Origin of the sequence: Maritimibacter sp. (assembly GCF_016774595.1) — a bacterium.
Classification (GTDB): Bacteria; Pseudomonadota; Alphaproteobacteria; order Rhodobacterales; family Rhodobacteraceae; genus Maritimibacter; species Maritimibacter alkaliphilus.
Map to the genome: position 1 here is coordinate 94,563 of NZ_JACBWT010000004.1, position 20,730 is coordinate 115,292.

The following is a 20,730-nucleotide window of genomic DNA, read 5'->3' on the forward strand; positions in this document are numbered from 1 at the left end:
GCAATTGCCAATAATAAAAATATTTTTTACGCGAACACGAAGCAGGGCAATCCAACCGGGACCTTGCCTTGGTCAAAGGGTTTTCTGGGTCCCAAGCGTGGGGATCGGAAAACGGCCAAAGACCATGGCACAGAGCGCGCCCTGACCTGACTAAGTGACCGCTGATGCAGGTCACATGGCGTAGCGGGCCCAAGATACAGGATCCTGTTGCGGGTTGCGCCGGGGGTCGCGGCCTCAAGGAGGCGGCAGGACGCGCCCGGCATGCATGGCTTCGATCTCGGCCAGCGTGCGCTGTTTGATGCGCTTGCCCCCTGGTGCGATGATCACCACGCCGCGGTTCGGCGGGAACTTCTTCAGCGCTTTCGGGGCCCATTTCGTGGTTTCCGTGACCGCTTTTATCACCAATCGTTTGAGCACGGGCCGATCCTCCGCGAAACACGACGCGACATGGAATTCCGCGTTCATGAGAGGCGCCAGGCGCTCGAACGCGCGGAGAAAGGCCTGGCGTTGGGTTCGCCACACCTCCGGGTTAGGGTTAATACGGATTTCGAATTTCGGACGCAGTTTTCGAATGTGAACCTGGGTCAGGAGGTATGCAGCGTGCTGAGCATCGCTGCGCAGGGACCGAATGATTTCGAAATCCAGAAGCGCGTAGGAGTGAATACGCTCCGCCATGCGTTCGAAGAGTTCGGGCGATGCCCGCCAACGGATGTACTGACCGCCCTGGAGTAAGTCGATTTCATCGAAAAGTGTGCGGTGGTCCTCGAGCCAAGGTAGCGCGGCATGAAACATCCGGTTGTCGTTCGTGCGGCCCGGCGAAACGCGCGCCCGGATGACCGCGGTTTCTCGAAAACGCGGGCGGCGGGCCCGCAACCGGGTTGTACCGCCAGGTTCCGATCAGTTCTTGCGCATGCATCAGCCCGAGGGCGACACGCAAGGCCGGAGGGGCGCCAGTTTGTCGAAAAGATCTATGCAGACATCGCGTTGGATCTGCACTTTGCCGTTGTCAGCAACCATTAAAGCATTCCGTTTCTTGCGGCGGGTTCGAGGGACGTAGGTCGATTTTCGGCGCCGCAAAACGGCGCCACAGCCGTGAGAAGAATCCGCTCATTCATGCAGCGCGCCGCGTCATCGTGCCGCCCGGCCACTTCATTTGTGCGCCGGTCCCGCCTCGATTGCTGCGGAATTTCGGTAACGCATTGCAAAGCCGGTCAAATCGCTCTCGGGAAGTTTTTGGAAACGGTTGAAATCAGGGTTCATTACATTCACCCCCAGAGGAAATGGCACAATCCTGTGCGGGCGCTGACGCGCTGTCTGGGTGGGGTGCGATTGCGGGCCACGATGCGACCTGAGGGCAGCCTCAGCGCCCCTGGCACGTGGGCCGGTCAAGCCGCCCAGGCAGTGACCGGAAAAAGGGCCGCGGCGTTTCTGTTCGACCGTGAGGATCCTACGTTCGCCTTGTGATCACGCGACGACGCCAAGCCAGACCCTGAACAGGAGACTATCGCCATGCTCAAATCCATCCGCATCAGCGATGCCGGGCCTTCGGGGTCCTTCATCCATGTCGATGTCGCGTGCCCGGCGTGACCTCGTTGATCCAGCCCAAGGCTGCCTCCAGCGCGGATGAATGTATCGACATGCTCGGCCGCGTTTCGCACCGTCGCGAGGCCGCCAAAGACGGGCTTTGCTCCATGTTCTTTTGAGGGAGACCCCCGGGGCGGTGGGTTGGTCGGTTTTTGTTTGAAACCGATCAGACCCACCGCACCGAGAGGACTCCGCATATGACGAGACAAGAACCGTTCAAGGCCGGCGACATCGTGAGCTTTCACTTTCCCTGCAAAGAGGGGCCGGGGCTATACGCCCGACCCTGCCTGGTCCTCGAGGCCGATGAGCAGGAGGTCCTGCTGGCGTATGGCACGACCTCGCAGACGGCCTCGAACCGTGGCCACGACCTCAAGCTCCAGCGCGAATTTTCCGAAGCCGGGCTTCATGAACCGACCCGGTTTGTCTGCGCCCGCCGTATTCGCGTCGGACACACCGACCATCGGTTCGATCGCTCCGTGGACAACCGTGCCACGCTCGGTCACTTGCCGGTCACCCTTCGTACCCGCTTGAACGAGATCCTGGCCGAGATCGACGGCGAAGAGGACCGGGCGGTGCGCCAGGCGCGTGAGCGCGAAGGCATCCACCCGGCCTCCATTCGGCGTCGGGCCGCATTGTTCGGCCGGCCCAAGGTCGAGGTGCGACGGTCGAAATCCGTCGGTCGCAAGGCTGGACGCCCGGGATCCGCCGCGTCCCCGGTCTGAGGCCCCAGGTCGACCGGACCACTCTTCTTGCTCAAGGCCGGCCAGAAAGACAGGCAGACAGGAGCAACGAAGAAATTTCCTCAAAATCGCGCAATTTCCTTTGGCGGGGTGTCAACGAACCCATGTCCTCGGCACCACGTCAAGAACAGGAGGACATCATGTCCGAACAAGTCAGCCCGCTTCTCATCACCGCCGCAGAACTCGAACACTACACCACGCTCTACAGGGGGCATTCCGGTGAGCTCGACAGCGGCCTACAATCCGCAAGTGATCATCTCTCCGAGGAAGAGATGATCGAGACCGCGCGGTGTTTGCACGCCGTCGCGACGCTTTCCGATGACCTTGGGGAGATTGTTGCGCAGGGCCGCAGCCCGCTCGCGCGCTTTCTCGAGGAGGCATTGGTCCCCATTATGGGGAACCTCGTCAAAACATGTCGCTACGACCCCCTGGACGAAATCTGGGAATTATTTGGGGACTTCCGGGGGGCGGGGTTGTCGCCTCGCGATCAAGAACTTGGGTTCGTGGAAGTGTCATACTCTAATAGACAGTTTTGCCTTGCGCTCTGCATCCCATTTGATGAGCGCGGCGAGAGTGCCGGCCCGCCGCGCCTCACCCTGGAGACGCGGCGCGGCGTTCTCTGGTCGCACGAATATGACGCCGAACTCGGGCATCAACTCATCGCGGAAGCCGCCGAAGACATCGCCATTTTCTACGAGCGCCCGCAGACGCCGCCGTCATTGGAGCCATTTTGCTGCCCGGATCATCGTCTCTGGCTCGAGTGGCGGAGACTTCGACGCTTGATATGAATCGCGGGCCGACTATCAGGTCCTTAGGCCAGCCGGCCAAAGCGTCCGGGGCATCCGAGAAACCGCCATGGACGCGGTCGGACCGCTGCAAGCATAACAAGGATTGAGACCAGGTCGGATCCATCCGTCGAGCGCAGCGGTCATGACGCGCTCGACGGACAGACCAACCCGTTCGACGTGTCGTTTCTGAACTGAAAGGACACTTCATGAATACCGAACAAAACACGCTCCAGCTCCCGCTCGGGGTTGCTACCACGCACGCGCTCGTCGATGAACTACGGCGGATCGCGAAACGCCACGGACCGGATCTTGCCAAGATTCCGGGGCCGGGTGCCGTCGCGCAGCGCGATCGGGTCATCGCTTGGCTCGAAGAGGTCCGCGCGGGGACGTGGCATCCCTCGACAGGCGCGCTCCGCATGCTTCTCATCGATCTGGTGACGTGGCGCTGCTCGCGGATCGCGTTTTCGTTCCCGACCCATCCCGTGGCGGACTTGAAACCGGAACCGGCCAAGGATCTCGGTGGGGCGGTGTTCATCGGCGCGGCGCTTGTCGAGATCTGCCAATGCCTCTCGCGCAACATGGGCTCTGATGCAGCCGAGCTGCAAAAGGATGCCCTGCGCGCCTACGACCGGATCCTGGCAAGCATGACAGAAGCCCGGTTCATCTCGTAGGCCTAACGTAATCCGCGCGGCCCTTCATGGGCCGCGCGGTCCTTGTTATCGCTTGTGTGAGAGCACCCCGCCGTGCGGCCCACCACGTCGGCGAGACGCTGCGGCAGACATTCCGGGCAATCCCCTGCCGCCCGGTGCCGGGATCAATGCGTGGACGGCCCGGCTGCAAGCCGCGGGCATGTGCGGGCGGCTTCGACGGCGGCTGCAAGACCGGGCATCCGCTCATGCGCAGAAAGGAACTTGAATTCCTTGATCGTATCGCAGCTTGCGAGCTCCAATTGATTCAGGAGCTTGCCTGTCGCTTTGACAGGAAATGTGGTTCCAGTCCCACCGTAGAACATGTCGATCGAACCGTCGTCATCGGGACGTTTTCTCGCATACGTGTAGCGCCAATTGCCTTGCACAAGAAACAGTGCGCCCCCCGGAACGGTCTTGAACTCGGCCCGTCGGCGCCGTGTCTCGGCCGCCTTGCGTTTTGCCTGTGCGTCGATTTCGGTGACGTTCGCGTACTCTTCCGCAAGGGCGAGCAATTCATATCCGAAACGGGCCTTGAACGCCGGCGAAAAGCCGAACGCGGACAACGATGCGGCGATCCGCGCCTGGTGTTCGTGCGACAAGTCCTCAACAGCGCAGCGCGGCGCGCAGTCGATGAAGACGCTCTCGCGCACCGCGGCCTCGTCGTCTTTCAGGAACTGAACGAAGCGTTCGAAACGCTTGGTCATCGAGACCGGCGTGCCGGGACCCGTGCTGTAGGACATATTACTCCAGCTGGGATGCTGATCCAGGAAACTCGTTCGAAGACAACCGGCGTTGTTTTCCAACAAGAGCGCGCGTTCCGCAGGCTCAGCGGCGTTGGGATAGGAATGGTACGACACGGTGGTGTTGTGGGCTCCGCCAAGCGGTTGCTTGAAGAAGCCATGACCCGACACGTGCGCGGTTTCCGCGGCATCCTCGAAGGCGCGCAAGGAGGCCGGGATGACGTGAGTGTTCATGTGATCTGCCTTTCGTGGCTGTTGTTCAGGTGAAGAAGATGTGGGTCGACCCGAAGGCTGGAAAGCATGCAGCGCATCGGGGACGCCCACCGGGACATCGGCGGGCGTCACTCGAAGCATGTGGACGGCCGGCACCGGGTACGCGGCCTATGCGCGCGCCTCGCCCGCTTCCGCGGGCGCTGGCCCATAGGTGACGAACATCAGCATGTCGCCCACCGCGAAGAACGGAAGTTCATCGTCGCCGGTCGCGATAATGCAGACAAACTTGACGGCCTTCATGAATGCCTCGATCGCGGTGGCCTGACGCAGCTCCGGAGGTAGTCCGATGCAATTCGGTGCACCGTCGGGAGCATTCTTGAAGCAAATGAAGGCCGACCACCGACCGCCAATTTTCTCGCACACGAGCGCCTCGAAGTTCGCGCGGTTTATGTGGTCCGGCAAAGGGAGGTCAGGCGCTTTCGCCGGAACGAGGTCTTTCGCCTCGAGGGCGGTCATGACGAGGGGCAGGAAGTCCTCCAGCGGCGTCGGTTCAGCGGGAAACGCCCGTCTATGTATCTTCAACATCACAAATCTCCTTTTTGCCCTCGATCCCGAGGGCGTGGCGTGTTGAAGCGGCTCGACGTTTTCCGTCGACCGCTCCGGTTTCGCGTGACCGGCCATGTCGTGCCGCCCACAAAGTGGAGTTCGGTTCGTTTCCCGGGCCCGGAAACGAAAAGTGGCGGATGAGGAAGATTTTTTTTAAATGACGCAGCGTGAAGGCGCGGTGACCAGGCCGCTGACCGGACCGGTCACACCCGGTGCGCGCGCGAAGGTCGCGCCCGATTGTCCGCCGCGCGCAGTGGTGACTGCTCACCAGTCGGGCCGTCTGGCTTGGCGTCGAGGTCGGACCGCCGGCACATCCCGCCCGGCGCGAACCGCGCCATCGATCGACGCGCAAAAGCACCGAGGGCGGCGGTGCCGCGACGCTCCGGTCCCTGGCCCCCCAGGAATTTTCCTGACGATTTGAAAACGCCCCGCGGCTTCCCTCTGTCCACTCTGCTCAATGAGAATGGACAGAGAAATTGATCGCTAAATCTGAACGTCCCGATCGCAATCCTCTGACAGACGCTTTGCTCGATCGGGCGTTTCTGAGGCGCCGTTGGCGCTCGGCAAGTGACGCTTTCTTCTGGCGACACGAACAGCGGGGCCGGCTCATCCCTGTCACCGACGGTTCGAAGCTGCGCTACTCCTGGGAAGCGGTCTTTGCCTTCGAAGGCGGCTTGCCGCCGGAGGGCATGGTCGAGGCCTACAAGAGCGACCTCCTCGACGTCTATGAGGCGGCGCGGCTTTGCTCCGTCACGCCATCCTACATCAAGTCGGCGGCCCGCTCGGGTGACCTTCCGAGCCGACGTCCGGGGCGGGCCTATCTCTTCGTGCCGGCGGAAGTGGACGCCTGGCGCGCGCGGCGCTTCGTGAACCGGAAAACCCTGAAAACAGGGGGTAATTCGTCCGATGAATGAGACGGGGGGCGAAGTTTATGGGCCATATTTCGCCCCCCGTTCCATTCATTTTTTCGCAATGAACGGTCCGGCGTTCGAATGAAATCCAACAGAAGGAAATGAAAAGATGAGCAATGAACAACAGATCGGTCTGAAGACCCTCAAGGATGTCGTGCATGTGCTGCCCACGATCTATTCCGAGGCTTCCGCGAAGACCCTCAAGGCAGCGTTGGAGAAGGCCGAACGGCTCACGGGCCTGCGGCTGTCGCAAATACCCGCGGATGAGAACGACTGGGTTCGCCGCGCCCAGGCCATCGTGTGGGCCGGCGAATTCCGCGGCGCCACGCCTGGAGACCAGGCAGCGGCGTTCGATACCTGGGTGAAGAAAGTCGCGTCGACGATCCGCCGTGCGCACGAGAGCGTGGCGGCGCCCGTCGCGGTCTCTGACCATCGCAGCGCTTGGGATCAGATCGTGGGATATGCCGAGCGCGTCGAGAACACATTCGATGAAGACGGCAAGCACATCCTGCCGAACTTGTTTTCGGTGGCGATGTCTACCCTGCGGTCGCACTGCGGTCAGCTGCACCCGACCGAGCTCACGACGGAAACCGCCCGCCAGGCCCTGATTGCGTGCCGCGCGGACAAGGCCACGTCGTTTCGCAATGCTATCGCCGCGTTCAACCGCCTCGTCCGCGAGCAGAACCGGCATCCGGCGATTGCCAATCTTCTTCCCAAAGTTCCGGTCGGCCCGATCCCGCATCTCAGAGACGCGCCGCTCCACTGGAAGCTTTTCACGCCAGCTTTCATCGCGTCCCGCGACCGGGCCGTGGCCCGCGCGCTTGCGCCGGATCGCACGCGGCGCGCGGACCGGTTCGAGGGTAAGCTCGGTAAGGGGCAGCTGTCTGATGCCGGCCGGCGTAAGGGCCGTCGCCGCAGCGTCGGGAACCCGGAAAGTGGGCGCAAGAACCATCTGAATGCGCTGAGCTGGTTCGTGCGCCACGCCTACCCCGATCGGTCTGTCGCGTATGTCCTGGAAGATATCCGCGACCTCTTCACCCCCGAGACCGTCAAGCGTGCGGTCGACAACTACATCGCGCGTGCCGAGGCGTCCGAGGTTCTGCTCAATCCGACCGAGACGTCTTCCGCTGGCGGGCTGCTGTCGCGTCTTCACGTGCTGGCGGAACGGAACGGGTGGTCCGAGGACGTGGTGCACGAACTGGATAGCGCGCGGTTCGATCGCGTCTACAGCCACCAGAGCCGGGAGATGTCGAAAGAGCGGGAGCAGTTCGTGAAACTCGTTCAGCGCGATCCTGCCGTGCCGCGCGCGATCGTGTCGGGTCCCCGCCGGTTGGCCGAGGAGGCCCAGCTGGTCTTCGACGATTGGGACAGTTTCAAGCCGCGCGGGCGCGAGACGGCGCTGCATCTGTCAATGGGGGCGAGCTTGCTCGCGATGCTTCTCGCGCGCTCCGTTCGCTCGAAAAACGTGCACGAGCTCTTCATCGATGGCGATGATGCCGAGTTGCTGCGACCGCTTCGCGAGGCCACGCCGTGGCTGGAAATCGACCGCCGCCGGGTCAAGAACGGTAACCCGATCGCCGGCGAGATCCCCGAGCGCCAATGGCGGGTCATAAAGCAATGGCTCGATCAGGGGCTTCCCAAATGGTGCGAGAAACACAAGATCGATTTCGATGCGAACGTCCTCCTCTTGCCCGGTCCCAAGGGGCTGCTGTCGCGCCATACCTACAACAAAGTGTGGAACAAATGCGTCGAGCGGCTCGGTGTGCCGGGTCTTCAGCCTCATCTCATGAGACACGTGATGGCGACGATCTGGCTCGCGGCCAACCCGGGCGACTACGCGACCGTAGCGGCGTTTCTGTGCGACAAGGTTTCCACGGTGGAAAAATTCTACGCCCGAGGCGAAGGCGCGGCGGCCGCGAAGCTCTTTGCCGAAGCGCTCGAGGCCCTCGACCCGACCCTCGAGTCGTTCCTGAAAAGGAGAGCTGCATGACCAGCACCCGGGATCAAAGGGCAGGGGCGTTGCCCGCCCGCATGCCCCACGTGCCACCACGCGTGGTGGGGCGGATGCAGGATCATCTGCGGAAAGAGGAGTTTTCCCAGCGCGGCATGCCCGCCGCGCTGGAGGCCTTCTTTGCCGAACTGGACAAGGCCGGGCTGGCGCCGGAGCAGGTGACCGCAGAGGTGTTTCGTGCGGCCGGCACATCGCGGTCGCGGTTTCGCTGTCTGATCGCAGCGTTGCGCCAGTTTGCGCCGGACGTGCCGCTGGCCCCGTCGCGCCCGGTCAAGCAGGAATGGGACCACTGGCTGAACACGCGCTACAACAAGAAACCCAAGGTCGAAAGGTCGACCCGACGTGTGGGCCTGGCCCCGGACGACTGGCCGACAACATGGCGCGAGGCTCTGCCGGTGCTCGACCGGAGCGTGTCACCCTACGGCACGCGGCTGAAGCGGCTCGCGCCGAGAACCAAGCGTGCCGTGGTGTCCGCCGTCGGAATGTTGGCCCGCGCCCGGGCCTGGGCGGCCAGCCGGGGTGTGGATCTTCCCGAGACTCCCTCGGGCGAGCTCTACGAGGGTTTTCTGCACTATCTCGACGAGGAGCGCGACGTGTCCTTCGGCACCGCGCGCGACTACCTCGACAGCGTCCGGATGTTTTTCCTGCGCGCGGGGCTGTTCGACGAGGACAGCTTCGAGGCGATCGGCAATCTTATCTCGGCGCTTCATTGCGAAGCCGTGGACACCGATCCGGGGAAGTGGGCGCGGCTGAAAGAGTTTCGCAAGAAATTCACGCTGGCAGACATCCTGCAAAAAGCCAAAGCGGCGTGTGCCAAAGCGGATGGCCTACCGGGCCATTCGACGGCGGCGTTCAAGCTGCGGCAGAAAGCCATGATCTACGCCCTCCTCGTGAATACCGGGGATCGCCAAGGGGATCTGCGGGAATATCGCATCGGCGTGGACCTTCGACGTTTCGATTCCGGCGATTGGGAGCATGGGCTCCGGCAGAACAAGACCGGTAACAAGAAGGAACTGGACTGCCTCTGGCCCGGCACGTCCGTGCTGATCGACCGGTTCATTCTCGGGGACCGGCCAGACTGGATGTTGGCTCAACGACTGGATGAGCTCGACGGCATGAACCTGCTGACGCTCTCGGAACATGTCGTCGACAAGGGCTATATCAACCGGCGGTTGGCCCGGGACTTCGGAATCCACGGTCATCTCGTGCGCACGCTTATCGCCGATCTTCTTCGCAGGGCGCGGCCGGACGCGCTCTGGGCCCTTCAAAAGTTGCTGGGGCACACGAACCGGACCACGCAGAGAGTCTATCGGTCCGATTTCGACGAAAGCGCCGCCGTGCGCAACTTCGATGCGCTGCTCGGCACGCTTGCCGATTGAGCCGCGCAGATTCAACCCTCGCAGCGCGCCGGACGCGGAACCTGTCCGGCACGGCGCGCTGCTGAAAAAGATCGCCATGCATTGGCCGAACTCTGACAGGAAATGTTAGGGCCAGTGCATTGCGCGACGACGCCAATCTACGCCCTTCTCCTCTTTTGAGGATAGGCGTAGCGATGCCCGGGTCATGACCAAGCGAGGTTCATTGCCATGCGCAGGACGTCCACGGTCTCCTCCCGCGCGGTTTCTTGGAGACCTTTGAAGCCGGGCTTCACGTTCAGTCCGGAAAGGACGGGCCGAAGCAACTGCGACCGGTAGGCTGTCGCAACGTTCAAAGCCCGCTCGACCTTGTCCGGCATGCCGCTCAGAGGTCGCGCGAGATATTCCGCCCCCCTCACACGGGCGACCGCCGCAATGTCGAACATGTCGCGCGGCTGGAGGCGCGCACCCCTGTGGAATACCTTCTTCGCGATGATCTCGGCTGGCGTCTCAATCTTGACGGAGGCACCCTGCACATCCCAAAGCGCACTCTCTCCGTCGAGAGTTGGTTCGCAGCATATGAAGTCGATCTCTCCAACGCCGTCAAACACGATCTTCAGGCTCGCTGAGCCGTCTGAGACATAGCTGCCCGGCGCAAGCGCGAGGACATAGCCCTGGGTCTCGGGATTCAGATAAGGCAGCGCTTGCGGGTCACGGATGAATAGGTCCACATCGTGGCTTTCGCGATGGTCGATTTGCAGCATCAAGGCCGTTCCGCCCCCGAACGTCCAGTCACTGACGAGATCATAATCCCGATTGGCCTGGTTGATGATCGACACGGCGATGTCGAACAGTTCAGACCACCGGCTGGGTGAAGGCGTGTTCAAAACGTCGGGGTTTACGAAGCGAGCGCCAACGGGAACGGACAAAGCGACTGAAAGTGCTTTGCGACCCCCTGCACTTTGTCCTGGGTGAGGCCCATTTCTGCCACGAAGGCCGTCTGGAGATCGGTTGGGACTTCGGAGAAGAAAGAGAAGGCCGGACCCACAGCAGACTGCGCGGCTCCCACGTCCGAGATGACGTCGGCAAGCTGGCAAGCGGATAGGTTCGCACTATAAGGTGCGTTCACCGTTCCGAGGACCTGCGACGTAACATGCGTCATCTCTTATCTCCCTGCCCAATCCACTTTCTTGGACATTGACGCTCGAAGATATATGTCTAGCGCTCTTAAAGTCAATGTCGAAGGCGTGGGCGCAGCCTGTGGAAAACGCCTCCGGATCACCCTGAAAGAAGCAACAGATCACCATCCCAGACGGGCTCCAAGGTGACCTTGTCCAAGGTGCGCCATGCGTCGGCGCTGGCCCGGTTGGCGCTCACCTTCGGTGTCAAAAGCAAAGTTGGCGCCATAGCGGCAAACAGGGGGCCATTCCAACATTGAGCGTCAAAGTCTGGATGTCGTGGCCGTCGGAACAGCCTTCGCGTGGCTGACAGATCCAACCCACTGGACGGAGGGTCAGGTTCTCGAAGGGCCGTAGGGCAGAAAAATTCTGAAAATAAATACATAAAATACAATGCCTTACAGAAATTTCGCGTTTTTCTTCAGGTTAAAATTTCCGTGCCAGGAAAACGGTCCAACGTTCTCTCCAGTGCTTGAAAATGGAGAGAACAATGTTCCTGAACGACAATACCGCCACCGCCTGTATCCTCGCCAACGACAATCGTCCGGCTGAGGCCGCGAAGCGCGACAACCGGACCCGCGCCGGGACCCTCATCAGCACCGGCCCGGATACCGTCGGCCTTCCGTGGCTCCACTTCTTTGCGTCCGACGCCATCCAGTGCTTGCAGCACTTGTCCCAGCAAGTGGGTGAGTGCCGCGTTGCAGGCGAGGATGAAACCGGCCGCGAGCTTGAGATGACGGCAACCCAGAACGGCTCGGTCGTGTATATGCGTGCACCGCTCGCCCAGATTCAGTCTGGCAGCGCTGGCCTCGTTGTCGAGGTGTCGTCGGAACAGGGTATCACCGGGAGCGTCCGGATCGATGACCCGCGTGTCATCTCGCTCCTCGAACGGGCCGTTAAGATCGCCGGTTGCTTCGGCTTCCAGGACGACCCGAATTGGGGTGCCCGTTGCGTCTGTTGCTCGGTACCGCTCTGCGCGAAATGCTGGCATCCGGCGTCCTGCGGAAAGCGGACCTGCAGCTGGCGCCGAAAGCCCGAGCGAGACCCGGGCGCTTCGCGTGGTATCGGAAGACGACGGCGACAAAGGCCATACGCCTCGGCTTCGCTGACGAGTTGGGCGGTGCCGAATGGGTCAACCAGACGCAGTCCGGCACGCCCGCCAAAAAACCGGAAAATGTGCCGCCTCTCATTTTGGCGGCGTCTCGATCGGACCGAAGTCCCTTCCAGACACAATGAACCCCTGAGGAAGAAGACATGGGACTTGATTTTGGTTTCTACCGCGACCACCAGGAAATCCACTCCGTGGACGGTCACGGCGCGCTGTTCGAGCTGTTCGACAGCCAGATTGGCGGCCCCGCATACGATGGCTACGACGACTTTCTCGTGACCGAGGAGACGCTGGACGTCGCATCGCGCAAGCTCGCGCTGCGCCTCTACCGGGCAGGCATCGCAGATAGCCCGTCGACCCGAAGGCTTTCGAGGACCTCCGCTCCCTCGATGAGAGGAGCACACCCTCTGATGTGCTGCTCCTGGCCTATCAATCCTTCCTGGAAGAACTCCTGCGTGAAGTCGGAACACGAGGGCCGCTGGTTTGTGCCTACTCGGCGTGACCGGCCAAGACGCCGCAGGAGGGCAGGGGATCTTGCGCGATGCGGCACCACAAGGAAAACTGGGCACGCGGCACCGGCCAAACACATCTCGGTGCCGCATCAAAACCTGGGCCCACGTATCGCTCCAAAGCCCGCCCCTTACTGCGCGAAACGATCAGCGGGTTGCATCGACCGACGGCGCCTCTGACGACACTTCAGCCCTCTTGTGTGACCGCGGAACCATCGCGACCCCGTCCGGGAACGTTCGAGCCAAGGACCACGACACGGGGGGTGCGGCGCCATACGGGGGGCAAGTCTACTCCTTCTTGCTTAAACGGCGGGGATAACATAGTATTCTCAAAGACCATAAAATCCTATAATGGATAATATATTGTCTCTTGTGCTCAACATCGACACGCCCTCCGAGATGCAGGATCGGGTTCGCGCGGCGGCACGCCGCCGACGCATCGCGCTCGGACTGACCCAGAGCGACCTGGCCGCGCGGTCCGGGATTCCGCTGGCGACGCTGAAGCGCTTCGAGCAGAAAGGGCAGATCAGTCTCGCTGGCCTGCTAGCCCTCGCTGACGCGCTCGACGCGCTGGCTGGCTTCGGCGCCCTTTTCCCGGACGTCGAGGCGACGCGTCTCGAGGATCTCGACAAGCCCATGGCGCGACAGCGTGTCCGCAAACGCAAGAAGACCTGAGCATGGCCGGTTACCTCCGCGTCGAGCTTGCCTTCGAACCGAACGACGTCCGCCCCGTGGGACGGATCGCCTGGGATCCCGCCCGCCGCTCTGCCGCGGTCGAATGGGACCCGGCGTTCGTGGCCAATCCGCTGCCAATTTCGCCCTATCACGTCAAGACGTTGGCCGGACTCTATCGCACCGGCAATCCGGCGGCCTTCGAGGGCCTGCCCGGAGTCTTCGGCGACTCCCTTCCTGACGGTTGGGGCCGTCTGCTCATCGACCGCGAGCTTGAGCGCCGCGGCAGCGGTCGCACCGCCATCACCCCGGTCGACCGCCTGGCGATAATTGGCAGCCACGGTATGGGCGCGCTCACCTACCAACCAGAAAAGCAGGTGGTCGATCGGACGGGCGTGGATCTCGAATGGTTCGCCGATCTGGCGACCAGTATGGCCGAGGATGCGTCGGTGGAGGATCTTCGCAAAGCGCGCGCGGCGGCCGGCGGCTCTGCGGGTGCCCGGCCGAAACTCGTGGCCTTGCTCGATGTGGAGACCGGCCGCTTGCGCGACCATCGGCGCACCCCGGAGCAAGGCGAACGGCAGGTGCTGATCAAGCACCGGGCAACAAACGACAGCCCGACCGCGATTGAAGAGGAAGAGGCCTACGCCAGGATGGCACGCGCGGCCGACATTACCATGCCCTGGACGAAGGTTCTGCGCTCGGGGCGCGGCGATGCCTTCTTCGCCGTTGAGCGCTTCGACCGGAGTGGCGCAGGCCGGGTGCATATGCACACGGCTGCCGGCCTGCTCGACGTCGATTTTCGCCAGCCATCGATCGATTACGAGAACCTGCTCAAGCTGGTACGCTGGACAACCAGGCACGCTGCCGACCAGGACGAAATGTTCCGCAGGATGACTTTCAACGTCCTCACCCACAACCGGGATGATCACCTGAAGAACCACGCATTCCTTATGGACCCGGGAGGCAGTTGGCGATTGTCGCCGGCCTATGACGTCAGCTTCTCAGACGGTCCCGGTGGCGAGCACCACCTCGCGATCGCCGGGGAGGGACGCCGGCCAGGCCGGACACATGTGGAAGCGGTCGGACGCGCACTCGGGATGAAACCCGCAGCGATCGCCGCCCTCGTTGAACCGGTTCGTGCCGCTATTGCCGACTGGCCGCGGCACGCAGAGGCCGCAGGAGTTCCGACGCGACGCGCCAAGCAGATTGCCGGCTATTTCGCCACGTAAGGCTGGGTTGTGGTATACCAGCGTCTCAGCTGGTCGCCGTACTTGCACGTGCCGAGCGCGTTTTCTTTCTTGCTGGAGTTGTCACAGATGCTTTCGCTCCGTCCTGCGCAATACAACCACTTGCCCGCGGCATGGCCAGGGATGCCGTCACCTTCGTCCGCTGCCACCACCCACGCCGGATCTATCCTTCGTGGTTCATCGAACAAAGTGGCAAGCATGCCGCCCGTGAACCCGCCATGCCTCCTGCTTTCGTAGGTCATTGCCTGGATCTGCTCAAAGGTATTCGAGCGATGGGTAAGTCATCGCAACACGTCGTTCAGGTCCTGCAGGGTGGGCGGCACGATCTCTAGATTTCCGCCGGCTTCGTGGGCATGCGCAAAGGCCTGGAGGCCGCGCTCGATATTCCTTTTCAAAAGGTGCAGATGGGTGCGGTCAGCGCCCGGGTGAATGTGCAGATGGCAGATGCGCGCTGTCTGCTCCGGGCCTGACAATCGCTCGACGCTCGGCGCATAGGTCAAAGTGAAGCCATTGAAGATGAGCGTATTGACTTGTTCAAACGCGTAGGCGACCGCCCGATAGGCATCGAGGGCCGGTTTCTTTTTGCCTCGCAACTTTCCTTGTATGCTTTTGAAGGCGGGACCAACCTGCGCCGGAAACAGCGACACGCCAGCAGTGAGTTCCCCGCCGGCCTCGAAGAAGCCGGCACAGGCTTCGGACGCGATGAGGCCGGGCATCTTCACATGGCCGATATCCACGCCGAGAAGGGCGGGCTGGGCTTGGCCCTGAACGCCGAGTTTCGACACGACAGCCTTGTGCCAAGGCTGTTGGGTCAGGAGGGAGGCTACTATCATAGAGACAGTCGAGTTGGTCATGAGTCAAATCCTCGTACAAAGTCGATCATTTCATGCCGCGTGCGTTGCCTTCAGGTCTCAGCTCGCGGTCATGAACCGGACCTGGTGTCATCGCTGGGGCGACGGAAATTTTTCCGTGAATTTTTTGCCGCGGCCGTATCCCTCATAAGATGTGGCTATGGGCATGGGGTCGCCGCGCATGGAGCCTTTGCCAAAGCTGGTGCCCGCAATGAAATGAGTCTGTTCGATGCTGATGAAGAAACGATGACGCAGCGGCTGCCGAAAGGCGTAGGTCCTCTGAGCGCAAACCTTCGCGCACGGTTCGAGCACACCATCTGTTCGTGTTCAGCGCGGGGGCGTTGGGGTTTCTGGCGCTCACGCGCCGCGCGACCGTCGGTCATCCTTTTCCGGGCCCACCAGATCGCCGATCGCATTGCGTGAGCCGGACTGCGGCGCCGACAGCCGACAACGGGACATGGGTGTCACCCCGGAGCCTCATCATGCGCGGGACGCAGGAGAAGGGAAAAAATTCAGAAGAAATAGCTCTTTCTAAAACAATGCCTTAAGGGGTTTCTTCGCGTGTTGAAGCGTTTTTCTTCAGGCTAAAATTTCCGTGCCAGGAAAACGGTCCAACGTTCTCTCCAGTGCTTGAAAATGGAGAGAACAATGTTCCTGAACGACAATACCGCCACCGCCCGTATCCTCGCCAACGACGATCGTCCGGCTGAGGCCGCGAAGCGCGACAACCGGACCCGCACCGGGGCCCTCATCAGCAGTGGCCCGGATACCGTCGGTCTTCCGTGGCTCCACTTCCTGGCGTCCGACGCCATCCAGTGCTTGCAGCACTTGTCCCCGCAAGTGGGTGAGTGCCGCGTTGCAGGCGAGGATGAAACCGGCCCCGAGCTTGAGATGACGGCAACCCAGAACGGCTCGGTCGTGTATATCGTGCACCGCTCGCCCAGATTCAGTCTGGCAGCGCTGGCCTCGTTGTCGAGGTGTCGTCGGAACAGGGTATCACCGGGAGCGTCCGGATCGATGACCCGCGTGTCATCTCGCTCCTCGAACGGGCCGTTAAGATCGCCGGTTGCTTCGGCTTCCAGGACGACCCGAATTGGGGTGCCCCGTTGCGTCTGTTGCTCGGTACCGCTCTGCGCGAAATGCTGGCATCCGGCGTCCTGCGGAAAGCGGACCTGCAGCTGGCGCCGAAAAGCCCGAGCGAGACCCGGGCGCTTCGCGTGGTATCGGAAGACGACGGCGACAAAGGCCATACGCCTCGGCTTCGCTGACGAGTTGGGCGGTGCCGAATGGGTCAACCAGACGCAGTCCGGCACGCCCCGCCAAAAAAAAACCGGAAAATGTGCCGCCTCTCATTTTGGCGGCGTCTCGATCGGACCGAAGTCCCTTCCAGACACAATGAACCCCTGAGGAGAGAAGACATGGGACTTGATTTTGGTTTCTACCGCGACCACCAGGAAATCCACTCCGTGGACGGTCACGGCGCGCTGTTCGAGCTGTTCGACAGCCAGATTGGCGGCCCCGCATACGATGGCTACGACGACTTTCTCGTGACCGAGGAGACGCTGGACGTCGCATCGCGCAAGCTCGCGCTGCGCCTCTACCGGGCAGGCATCGCAGATAGCCCGGTCGACCCGAAGGCTTTCGAGGACCTCCGCTCCCTCGATGAGAGGAGCACACCCTCTGATGTGCTGCTCCTGGCCTATCAATCCTTCCTGGAAGAACTCCTGCGTGAAGTCGGAACACGAGGGCCGCTGGTTTGTGCCTACTCGGCGTGACCGGCCAAGACGCCGCAGGAGGGCAGGGGCGTCCTGAGCCGCCTCCTGCCACCTTCGTGTGATCCTGGATCATTTCCGGTTTGGAGACACGATATCATACGCCTTCCGGAAGATCAGGCGGTGCGTGCGCTTCTGCGCGAACGGCGCATCACTTGAACACGAGGTCCATCTCGCGCACCGGCTCGAAATGAGCTCCCTCGCCGGGACCGCCACGCAGCCCGCTGCGCCAGCCGTCGAGGTAGCGCCGGACAGTGAGAATGCCGTCGAAGCCGCCCTCGAGCATTGTCTCGAGCGGGGCCTGTCCGCCAAAGACGTCGCCGCGATGCGGTCCCGTGAGCCAAATCATTGCCTCGGCGTCGTTCGGGAACAGGATGCCCAGGGCCTTGTGAATACCGAGAATGGCGGAAATCCGGGTCAGCGTGTCGAGCGGCAGCGCCAGGGGTTCCTTCGCTTGCGCCTTTCTCACCCACTTTCGGTAAGTCGAGGCCGAGGGCTCACCCAGGAGCGCCACGTGGTCTTGCGGCGCAATGCCATAGCGATCGGCGATGATCAGGAAGGTCCGCAGGGCCGGGCCGCTCACGCGGCGCCGCGCCGCGGCGTCAATCGTTTGCGAGACGGGCTCGGCACCGGCCTGCTCGGGCAGCTGAAGAATGGTCATATCGGGCCTCCGATCCAGATTGAGTGTATCGAACAAATGCATGATGGCGCAATCGGCCCATCCTCGACCCGGCTTTGGCTGGAAGGTGCCACCGTAATGCAGATCGTGAAACAGGAATCCTCTTTCTTCTGATCACGCGACATTGACGGTACCAAGGCGCCAGCTGTGCGCGCGGCCAATGGTTGGATGCGGGCCGGCGCCCTGAACTTCAGGCCCTACACGTGCCAGTGGGCGAGACGAGACGCTGCGGTTGGTTCGAAGCGGGGAAAATTCGGCTGGTCCAGCGGCGGGGAACGATTTGTATCGAGGAAACGTCCCCCGATCTTCAACCAAGAAGATCGGGGGAAGGTGCCCAGCACAATCTTTGCCAAGTCTCACCACTCGGCAAGGTCTTCCTTGAGGGCCTGGATGTCAATCTGGCCCTTGGCCGTTGCCGGCACAAGCATTTGACCGAGCCAATCGGTGGAATGGTAGCCAACTTCCTCCGAGCGGTCGCGCCACACTTTGAGTTGCACCATGTACTCCTGGGCCGCTCCGTAGACGGTCCATGGCTCGAATTGAGCCTCAATGTAGTAGCCCGGGATCTCAGGGTTCCGGTGCGCTGCGTTGAAGGTCTTTGCCATCATGTTCTCCAGCCCTGACGGCGGAAGGGCGGTTAGGGATCAAGCGCCGTCTCTCGGGACGTAGGACCGGTTTGCAGGATCCGGAAAAAACTCACCCAATTTCTCGTTTCGACCCTGCCTGGCGCCCGTGGCCACGGGCAGATTGGTGATCTCCACGGGGTAAAATTTCCGAAAAAATCAAACGGACCGACCTCCTCTCCAGCCCTTGAAGACTGGAGAGAAAAATGGCGATTGACGACTACTTCACCGCCCCCACCCGTGCCCGTGACCTTGTCGCAGAGCTGTCAGACCTGATCGACGACGTCGACCTTTTCGTCGAGCCGTCCACCGGTGGCGGCGCCTTTCTTGATCACTTGCCGGACAGCACGATCGCGCTTGATCTCGCGCCGCGCGCGCCCGGTATTCACCAAGCAGATTTCTTGACCTGGGAGCCGCCCGCAGGCGACCAAAGCATCGCGATCGTCGGAAATCCGCCGTTTGGCCATGCCGGTCATCTGGCCCGCAAGTTCTTCAACCACGCGGCGATATTCGCGGACTACATCGCTTTCATCCTGCCGGCGTCCTACGCCAAGGCGTCGATGCAAGCGAAGCTCGATCCACGCTTCCACTTGATCCATGAATGCCACCTGCCTGACGAACCCTTCACGAAGGATGGCGCAGTGCATCGCTTCAACACCGTCTTTCAAGTTTGGGAGAAGCGAACGCAGCTGCGCGAAATCCGGAAAGCCACGACAACGCATGCCGACTTCGCGTTCGTGAAATCCCCTGAAGAGGCCGATTTCGCAATCCGCCGGGTCGGGGCCCATGCCGGCAAGATCATCGAGATCCCCACAGAACCAAGCGAGCGCCAGGGGCTCTCTGCCTCTTCGAACTATTTCATACGGGCGACGGGCAGGGCACCCCGAGAGGTATGGGCGACGTTCGCGCATTGCGACTTCAACGAGACGCGGTCGCAAGCGGTCGCCGTTCCCTCGATCGGAAAAGGCGACCTCATCGCATGCTACGACAGCGCGGCCTGCATGACGCGGGTTTGCTCTGACGTTGAACAGCCCGGTGCTACCGATCGCGTCGAAGCCAGCGGGCAATGCATAGATACCGTTTGAGTGAGGTGTCTGAAACGCTTGGCACATACCTTGACGATGAGGCTCTTTGCGCGGCAGCGGTGCACCGTCTCGAGGTCAAAATTCTGGGGCCATAAGTCTTTTGCCTGCCGGGAAAGAGACCCATCTTCTTATTGAGCCAGCAATGGCCCTCATGAGCCGCCGTATAGGCGGATGACCCAGGTTCGCTTGGGCCGAGAAGATGGGTCGGGAGCATCGCTCCCGACCGGGGACAGAAAAAGTTTTGTGCCCCGGAAAAGAGACCCATCTCCTCTTCGAGCCGGCAACGGTTCGCATGAGCCGCCGCGTAGGCGGCTGAGAAGAAACGGTCGCTGACGCGTCTCGAGAAGCCGCCGCGTAGGCGGAGGCGAGGCCGAAAGGAGACCGCCCAACGCCGCCGCATAGGCGGCTGACCAGGTTCGCCTGGGACCGAGAGATGGGTCCGGAGCGCAGCTCCTGACCGGGGACAGAAAAGTTTTGCGCCCCGGAAAGAGACCCATCTCCTCTTCGAGCCGGCAACGGTTCGCATGAGCCGCCGCGTAGGCGGCTGAGAAGAAACGGTCGCTGACGCGTCCTCGAGAAGCCGCCGCGTAGGCGGAGGCGAGGCCGAAAGGAGACCGCCCAACGCCGCCGCATAGGCGGATGACCCAGGTTCGCCTGGGACCGAGTGGATGGGTCGGGAGCAGCGCTCCTGACCGGGGACAAAAGAGTTTTGCGCCCCGGAAAAGAGACCCATCTCCTCTTCGAGCCGGCAACGGTTCACATGAGCCGCCGCACAGGTGGCTGAGAAGAAACGGTCGCTGATGCGTCCTCGAGAAGCCGCCGCGTAGGCGGAGGCGAGGCCGAAAGGAGATCGTCGAACGCCGCCGCATAGGCGGCTGACCAGGTTCGCCTGGAACTGGGAAGATGGATCCGGAGCGCAGCTCCTGACCGGGGACAGAAAAGTTTTGTGCCCCGGAAAAGAGACCCATCTCCTCTTCGAGCCGGCAACGGTTCGCATGAGCCGCCGCGTAGGCGGCTGAGAAGAAACGGTCGCTGACGCGTCCTCGAGAAGCCGCCGCGTAGGCGGAGGCGAGGCCGAAAGGAGACCGCCCAACGCCGCCGCATAGGCGGCTGACCAGGTTCGCCTGGGACCGAGATGGGTCCGGAGCGCAGCTCCTGACCGGGGACAGAAAAGTTTTGCGCCCCGGAAAAGAGACCCATCTCCTCTTCGAGCCGGCAACGGTTCGCATGAGCCGCCGCGTAGGCGGCTGAGAAGAAACGGTCGCTGACGCGTCCTCGAGAAGCCGCCGCGTAGGAGGCTGAGAGGTCCAAAGGAGATCGCCCAACGCCGCCGCAGAGGCGGATGACCCAGGTTCGCCTGGGACCG

General features: G+C 62.1%; 21 protein-coding genes. 11 read left to right on the forward strand and 10 right to left on the reverse strand.

All coding sequences use genetic code 11. From position 1 onward, the window contains the following. Positions 1-234 precede the first annotated feature (234 nt). Entirely contained in the window at positions 235-792 is a 558-nt protein-coding gene (locus HOY44_RS22105; protein WP_287437945.1) for a hypothetical protein, read from the reverse strand. 989 nt (positions 793-1,781) lie between these two features. Between HOY44_RS22105 and HOY44_RS22110 the strand changes: the two genes are divergently transcribed. The 3 genes from HOY44_RS22110 to HOY44_RS22120 all read left to right on the forward strand — a co-directional run bounded on the left by HOY44_RS22110 (position 1,782) and on the right by HOY44_RS22120 (position 3,783). Further along, positions 1,782-2,306 carry a hypothetical protein gene (locus tag HOY44_RS22110; RefSeq protein WP_161351928.1) on the forward strand — a complete coding sequence of 175 codons (525 nt, stop codon included), beginning with the start codon at positions 1,782-1,784 and terminating at the stop codon, positions 2,304-2,306. Between the two features lie 158 nt (positions 2,307-2,464). Further along, positions 2,465-3,112: a hypothetical protein gene (locus HOY44_RS22115; RefSeq protein WP_161351929.1), complete on the forward strand. Its 648-nt coding sequence runs from the start codon at positions 2,465-2,467 to the stop codon at positions 3,110-3,112. 206 nt (positions 3,113-3,318) lie between these two features. Then, positions 3,319-3,783 carry a hypothetical protein gene (locus HOY44_RS22120; protein ID WP_161351930.1) on the forward strand — a complete coding sequence of 155 codons (465 nt, stop codon included), beginning with the start codon at positions 3,319-3,321 and terminating at the stop codon, positions 3,781-3,783. Positions 3,784-3,926: 143 nt separating this feature from the next. On the opposite strand, the gene HOY44_RS22125 is transcribed toward HOY44_RS22120, so the two are convergent. Both HOY44_RS22125 and HOY44_RS22130 read right to left on the reverse strand, forming a co-directional pair. Further along, entirely contained in the window at positions 3,927-4,775 is an 849-nt protein-coding gene (locus HOY44_RS22125) for a hypothetical protein (protein ID WP_287437946.1), read from the reverse strand. 147 nt (positions 4,776-4,922) lie between these two features. Then, positions 4,923-5,435, reverse strand: coding sequence for a hypothetical protein (locus HOY44_RS22130; protein ID WP_287437947.1), 513 nt, complete (start codon positions 5,433-5,435; stop codon positions 4,923-4,925). Between the two features lie 449 nt (positions 5,436-5,884). Between HOY44_RS22130 and HOY44_RS22135 the strand changes: the two genes are divergently transcribed. From HOY44_RS22135 to HOY44_RS22145, 3 genes are all read left to right on the forward strand, one after another. Continuing rightward, positions 5,885-6,274 (forward strand): helix-turn-helix domain-containing protein, encoded by a 390-nt coding sequence (locus HOY44_RS22135; protein ID WP_287437948.1) that lies wholly within the window; start codon positions 5,885-5,887, stop codon positions 6,272-6,274. A gap of 106 nt (positions 6,275-6,380) precedes the next feature. Then, positions 6,381-8,261 carry a site-specific integrase gene (locus HOY44_RS22140; RefSeq protein WP_287437949.1) on the forward strand — a complete coding sequence of 627 codons (1,881 nt, stop codon included), beginning with the start codon at positions 6,381-6,383 and terminating at the stop codon, positions 8,259-8,261. Further along, entirely contained in the window at positions 8,258-9,661 is a 1,404-nt protein-coding gene (locus HOY44_RS22145; RefSeq protein ID WP_287437950.1) for a site-specific integrase, read from the forward strand. Before HOY44_RS22140 ends, HOY44_RS22145 begins: the two co-directional genes overlap by 4 nt. A gap of 182 nt (positions 9,662-9,843) precedes the next feature. Here the strand turns inward: HOY44_RS22145 and HOY44_RS22150 are convergent, their stop codons facing one another. The 3 genes from HOY44_RS22150 to HOY44_RS22160 all read right to left on the reverse strand — a co-directional run bounded on the left by HOY44_RS22150 (position 9,844) and on the right by HOY44_RS22160 (position 11,806). Next, positions 9,844-10,476 carry a nucleotidyl transferase AbiEii/AbiGii toxin family protein gene (locus tag HOY44_RS22150; protein ID WP_287437951.1) on the reverse strand — a complete coding sequence of 211 codons (633 nt, stop codon included), beginning with the start codon at positions 10,474-10,476 and terminating at the stop codon, positions 9,844-9,846. 59 nt (positions 10,477-10,535) lie between these two features. Further along, the gene (locus HOY44_RS22155) at positions 10,536-10,799 is read right to left on the reverse strand and encodes a hypothetical protein (protein WP_287437952.1); all 264 of its coding nucleotides are present in this window, start codon (positions 10,797-10,799) and stop codon (positions 10,536-10,538) included. Positions 10,800-11,236: 437 nt separating this feature from the next. Beyond that, positions 11,237-11,806, reverse strand: coding sequence for a hypothetical protein (locus HOY44_RS22160; RefSeq protein ID WP_287437953.1), 570 nt, complete (start codon positions 11,804-11,806; stop codon positions 11,237-11,239). A 263-nt stretch (positions 11,807-12,069) separates the two neighbouring features. Here HOY44_RS22160 and HOY44_RS22165 point away from each other — a divergent pair, with 263 nt between their 5' ends. The 3 genes from HOY44_RS22165 (at position 12,070) to HOY44_RS22175 (ending at position 14,336) form a co-directional block, all read left to right on the forward strand. Beyond that, a complete protein-coding gene (locus tag HOY44_RS22165; RefSeq protein ID WP_287437954.1) occupies positions 12,070-12,612 on the forward strand; it encodes a hypothetical protein in 543 nt (180 codons plus the stop codon). Positions 12,613-12,804: 192 nt separating this feature from the next. Further along, positions 12,805-13,107 carry a helix-turn-helix domain-containing protein gene (locus tag HOY44_RS22170; protein WP_287437955.1) on the forward strand — a complete coding sequence of 101 codons (303 nt, stop codon included), beginning with the start codon at positions 12,805-12,807 and terminating at the stop codon, positions 13,105-13,107. 2 nt (positions 13,108-13,109) lie between these two features. After that, positions 13,110-14,336 carry a type II toxin-antitoxin system HipA family toxin gene (locus HOY44_RS22175; RefSeq protein ID WP_287437956.1) on the forward strand — a complete coding sequence of 409 codons (1,227 nt, stop codon included), beginning with the start codon at positions 13,110-13,112 and terminating at the stop codon, positions 14,334-14,336. Here HOY44_RS22175 and HOY44_RS22180 read toward each other — a convergent pair. Continuing rightward, a complete protein-coding gene (locus tag HOY44_RS22180; RefSeq protein ID WP_287437957.1) occupies positions 14,321-14,596 on the reverse strand; it encodes a hypothetical protein in 276 nt (91 codons plus the stop codon). The two genes, HOY44_RS22175 and HOY44_RS22180, sit on opposite strands and share 16 nt — an antisense overlap. A gap of 39 nt (positions 14,597-14,635) precedes the next feature. Next, positions 14,636-15,208, reverse strand: coding sequence for a hypothetical protein (locus HOY44_RS22185; protein WP_287437958.1), 573 nt, complete (start codon positions 15,206-15,208; stop codon positions 14,636-14,638). A 1,415-nt stretch (positions 15,209-16,623) separates the two neighbouring features. Between HOY44_RS22185 and HOY44_RS22190 the strand changes: the two genes are divergently transcribed. Continuing rightward, positions 16,624-16,980 carry a hypothetical protein gene (locus HOY44_RS22190; RefSeq protein WP_287437959.1) on the forward strand — a complete coding sequence of 119 codons (357 nt, stop codon included), beginning with the start codon at positions 16,624-16,626 and terminating at the stop codon, positions 16,978-16,980. A gap of 148 nt (positions 16,981-17,128) precedes the next feature. Here the strand turns inward: HOY44_RS22190 and HOY44_RS22195 are convergent, their stop codons facing one another. Then, a complete protein-coding gene (locus HOY44_RS22195; RefSeq protein ID WP_287437960.1) occupies positions 17,129-17,638 on the reverse strand; it encodes an MbcA/ParS/Xre antitoxin family protein in 510 nt (169 codons plus the stop codon). 374 nt (positions 17,639-18,012) lie between these two features. After that, on the reverse strand, positions 18,013-18,261 hold the full coding sequence (locus tag HOY44_RS22200) for a hypothetical protein (protein WP_287437961.1): 249 nt from the start codon (positions 18,259-18,261) through the stop codon (positions 18,013-18,015). Positions 18,262-18,485: 224 nt separating this feature from the next. Between HOY44_RS22200 and HOY44_RS22205 the strand changes: the two genes are divergently transcribed. After that, positions 18,486-19,364, forward strand: a complete 879-nt coding sequence (locus tag HOY44_RS22205) for a hypothetical protein (RefSeq protein ID WP_287437962.1) — start codon at positions 18,486-18,488, stop codon at positions 19,362-19,364. Positions 19,365-20,730: the final 1,366 nt, after the last annotated feature.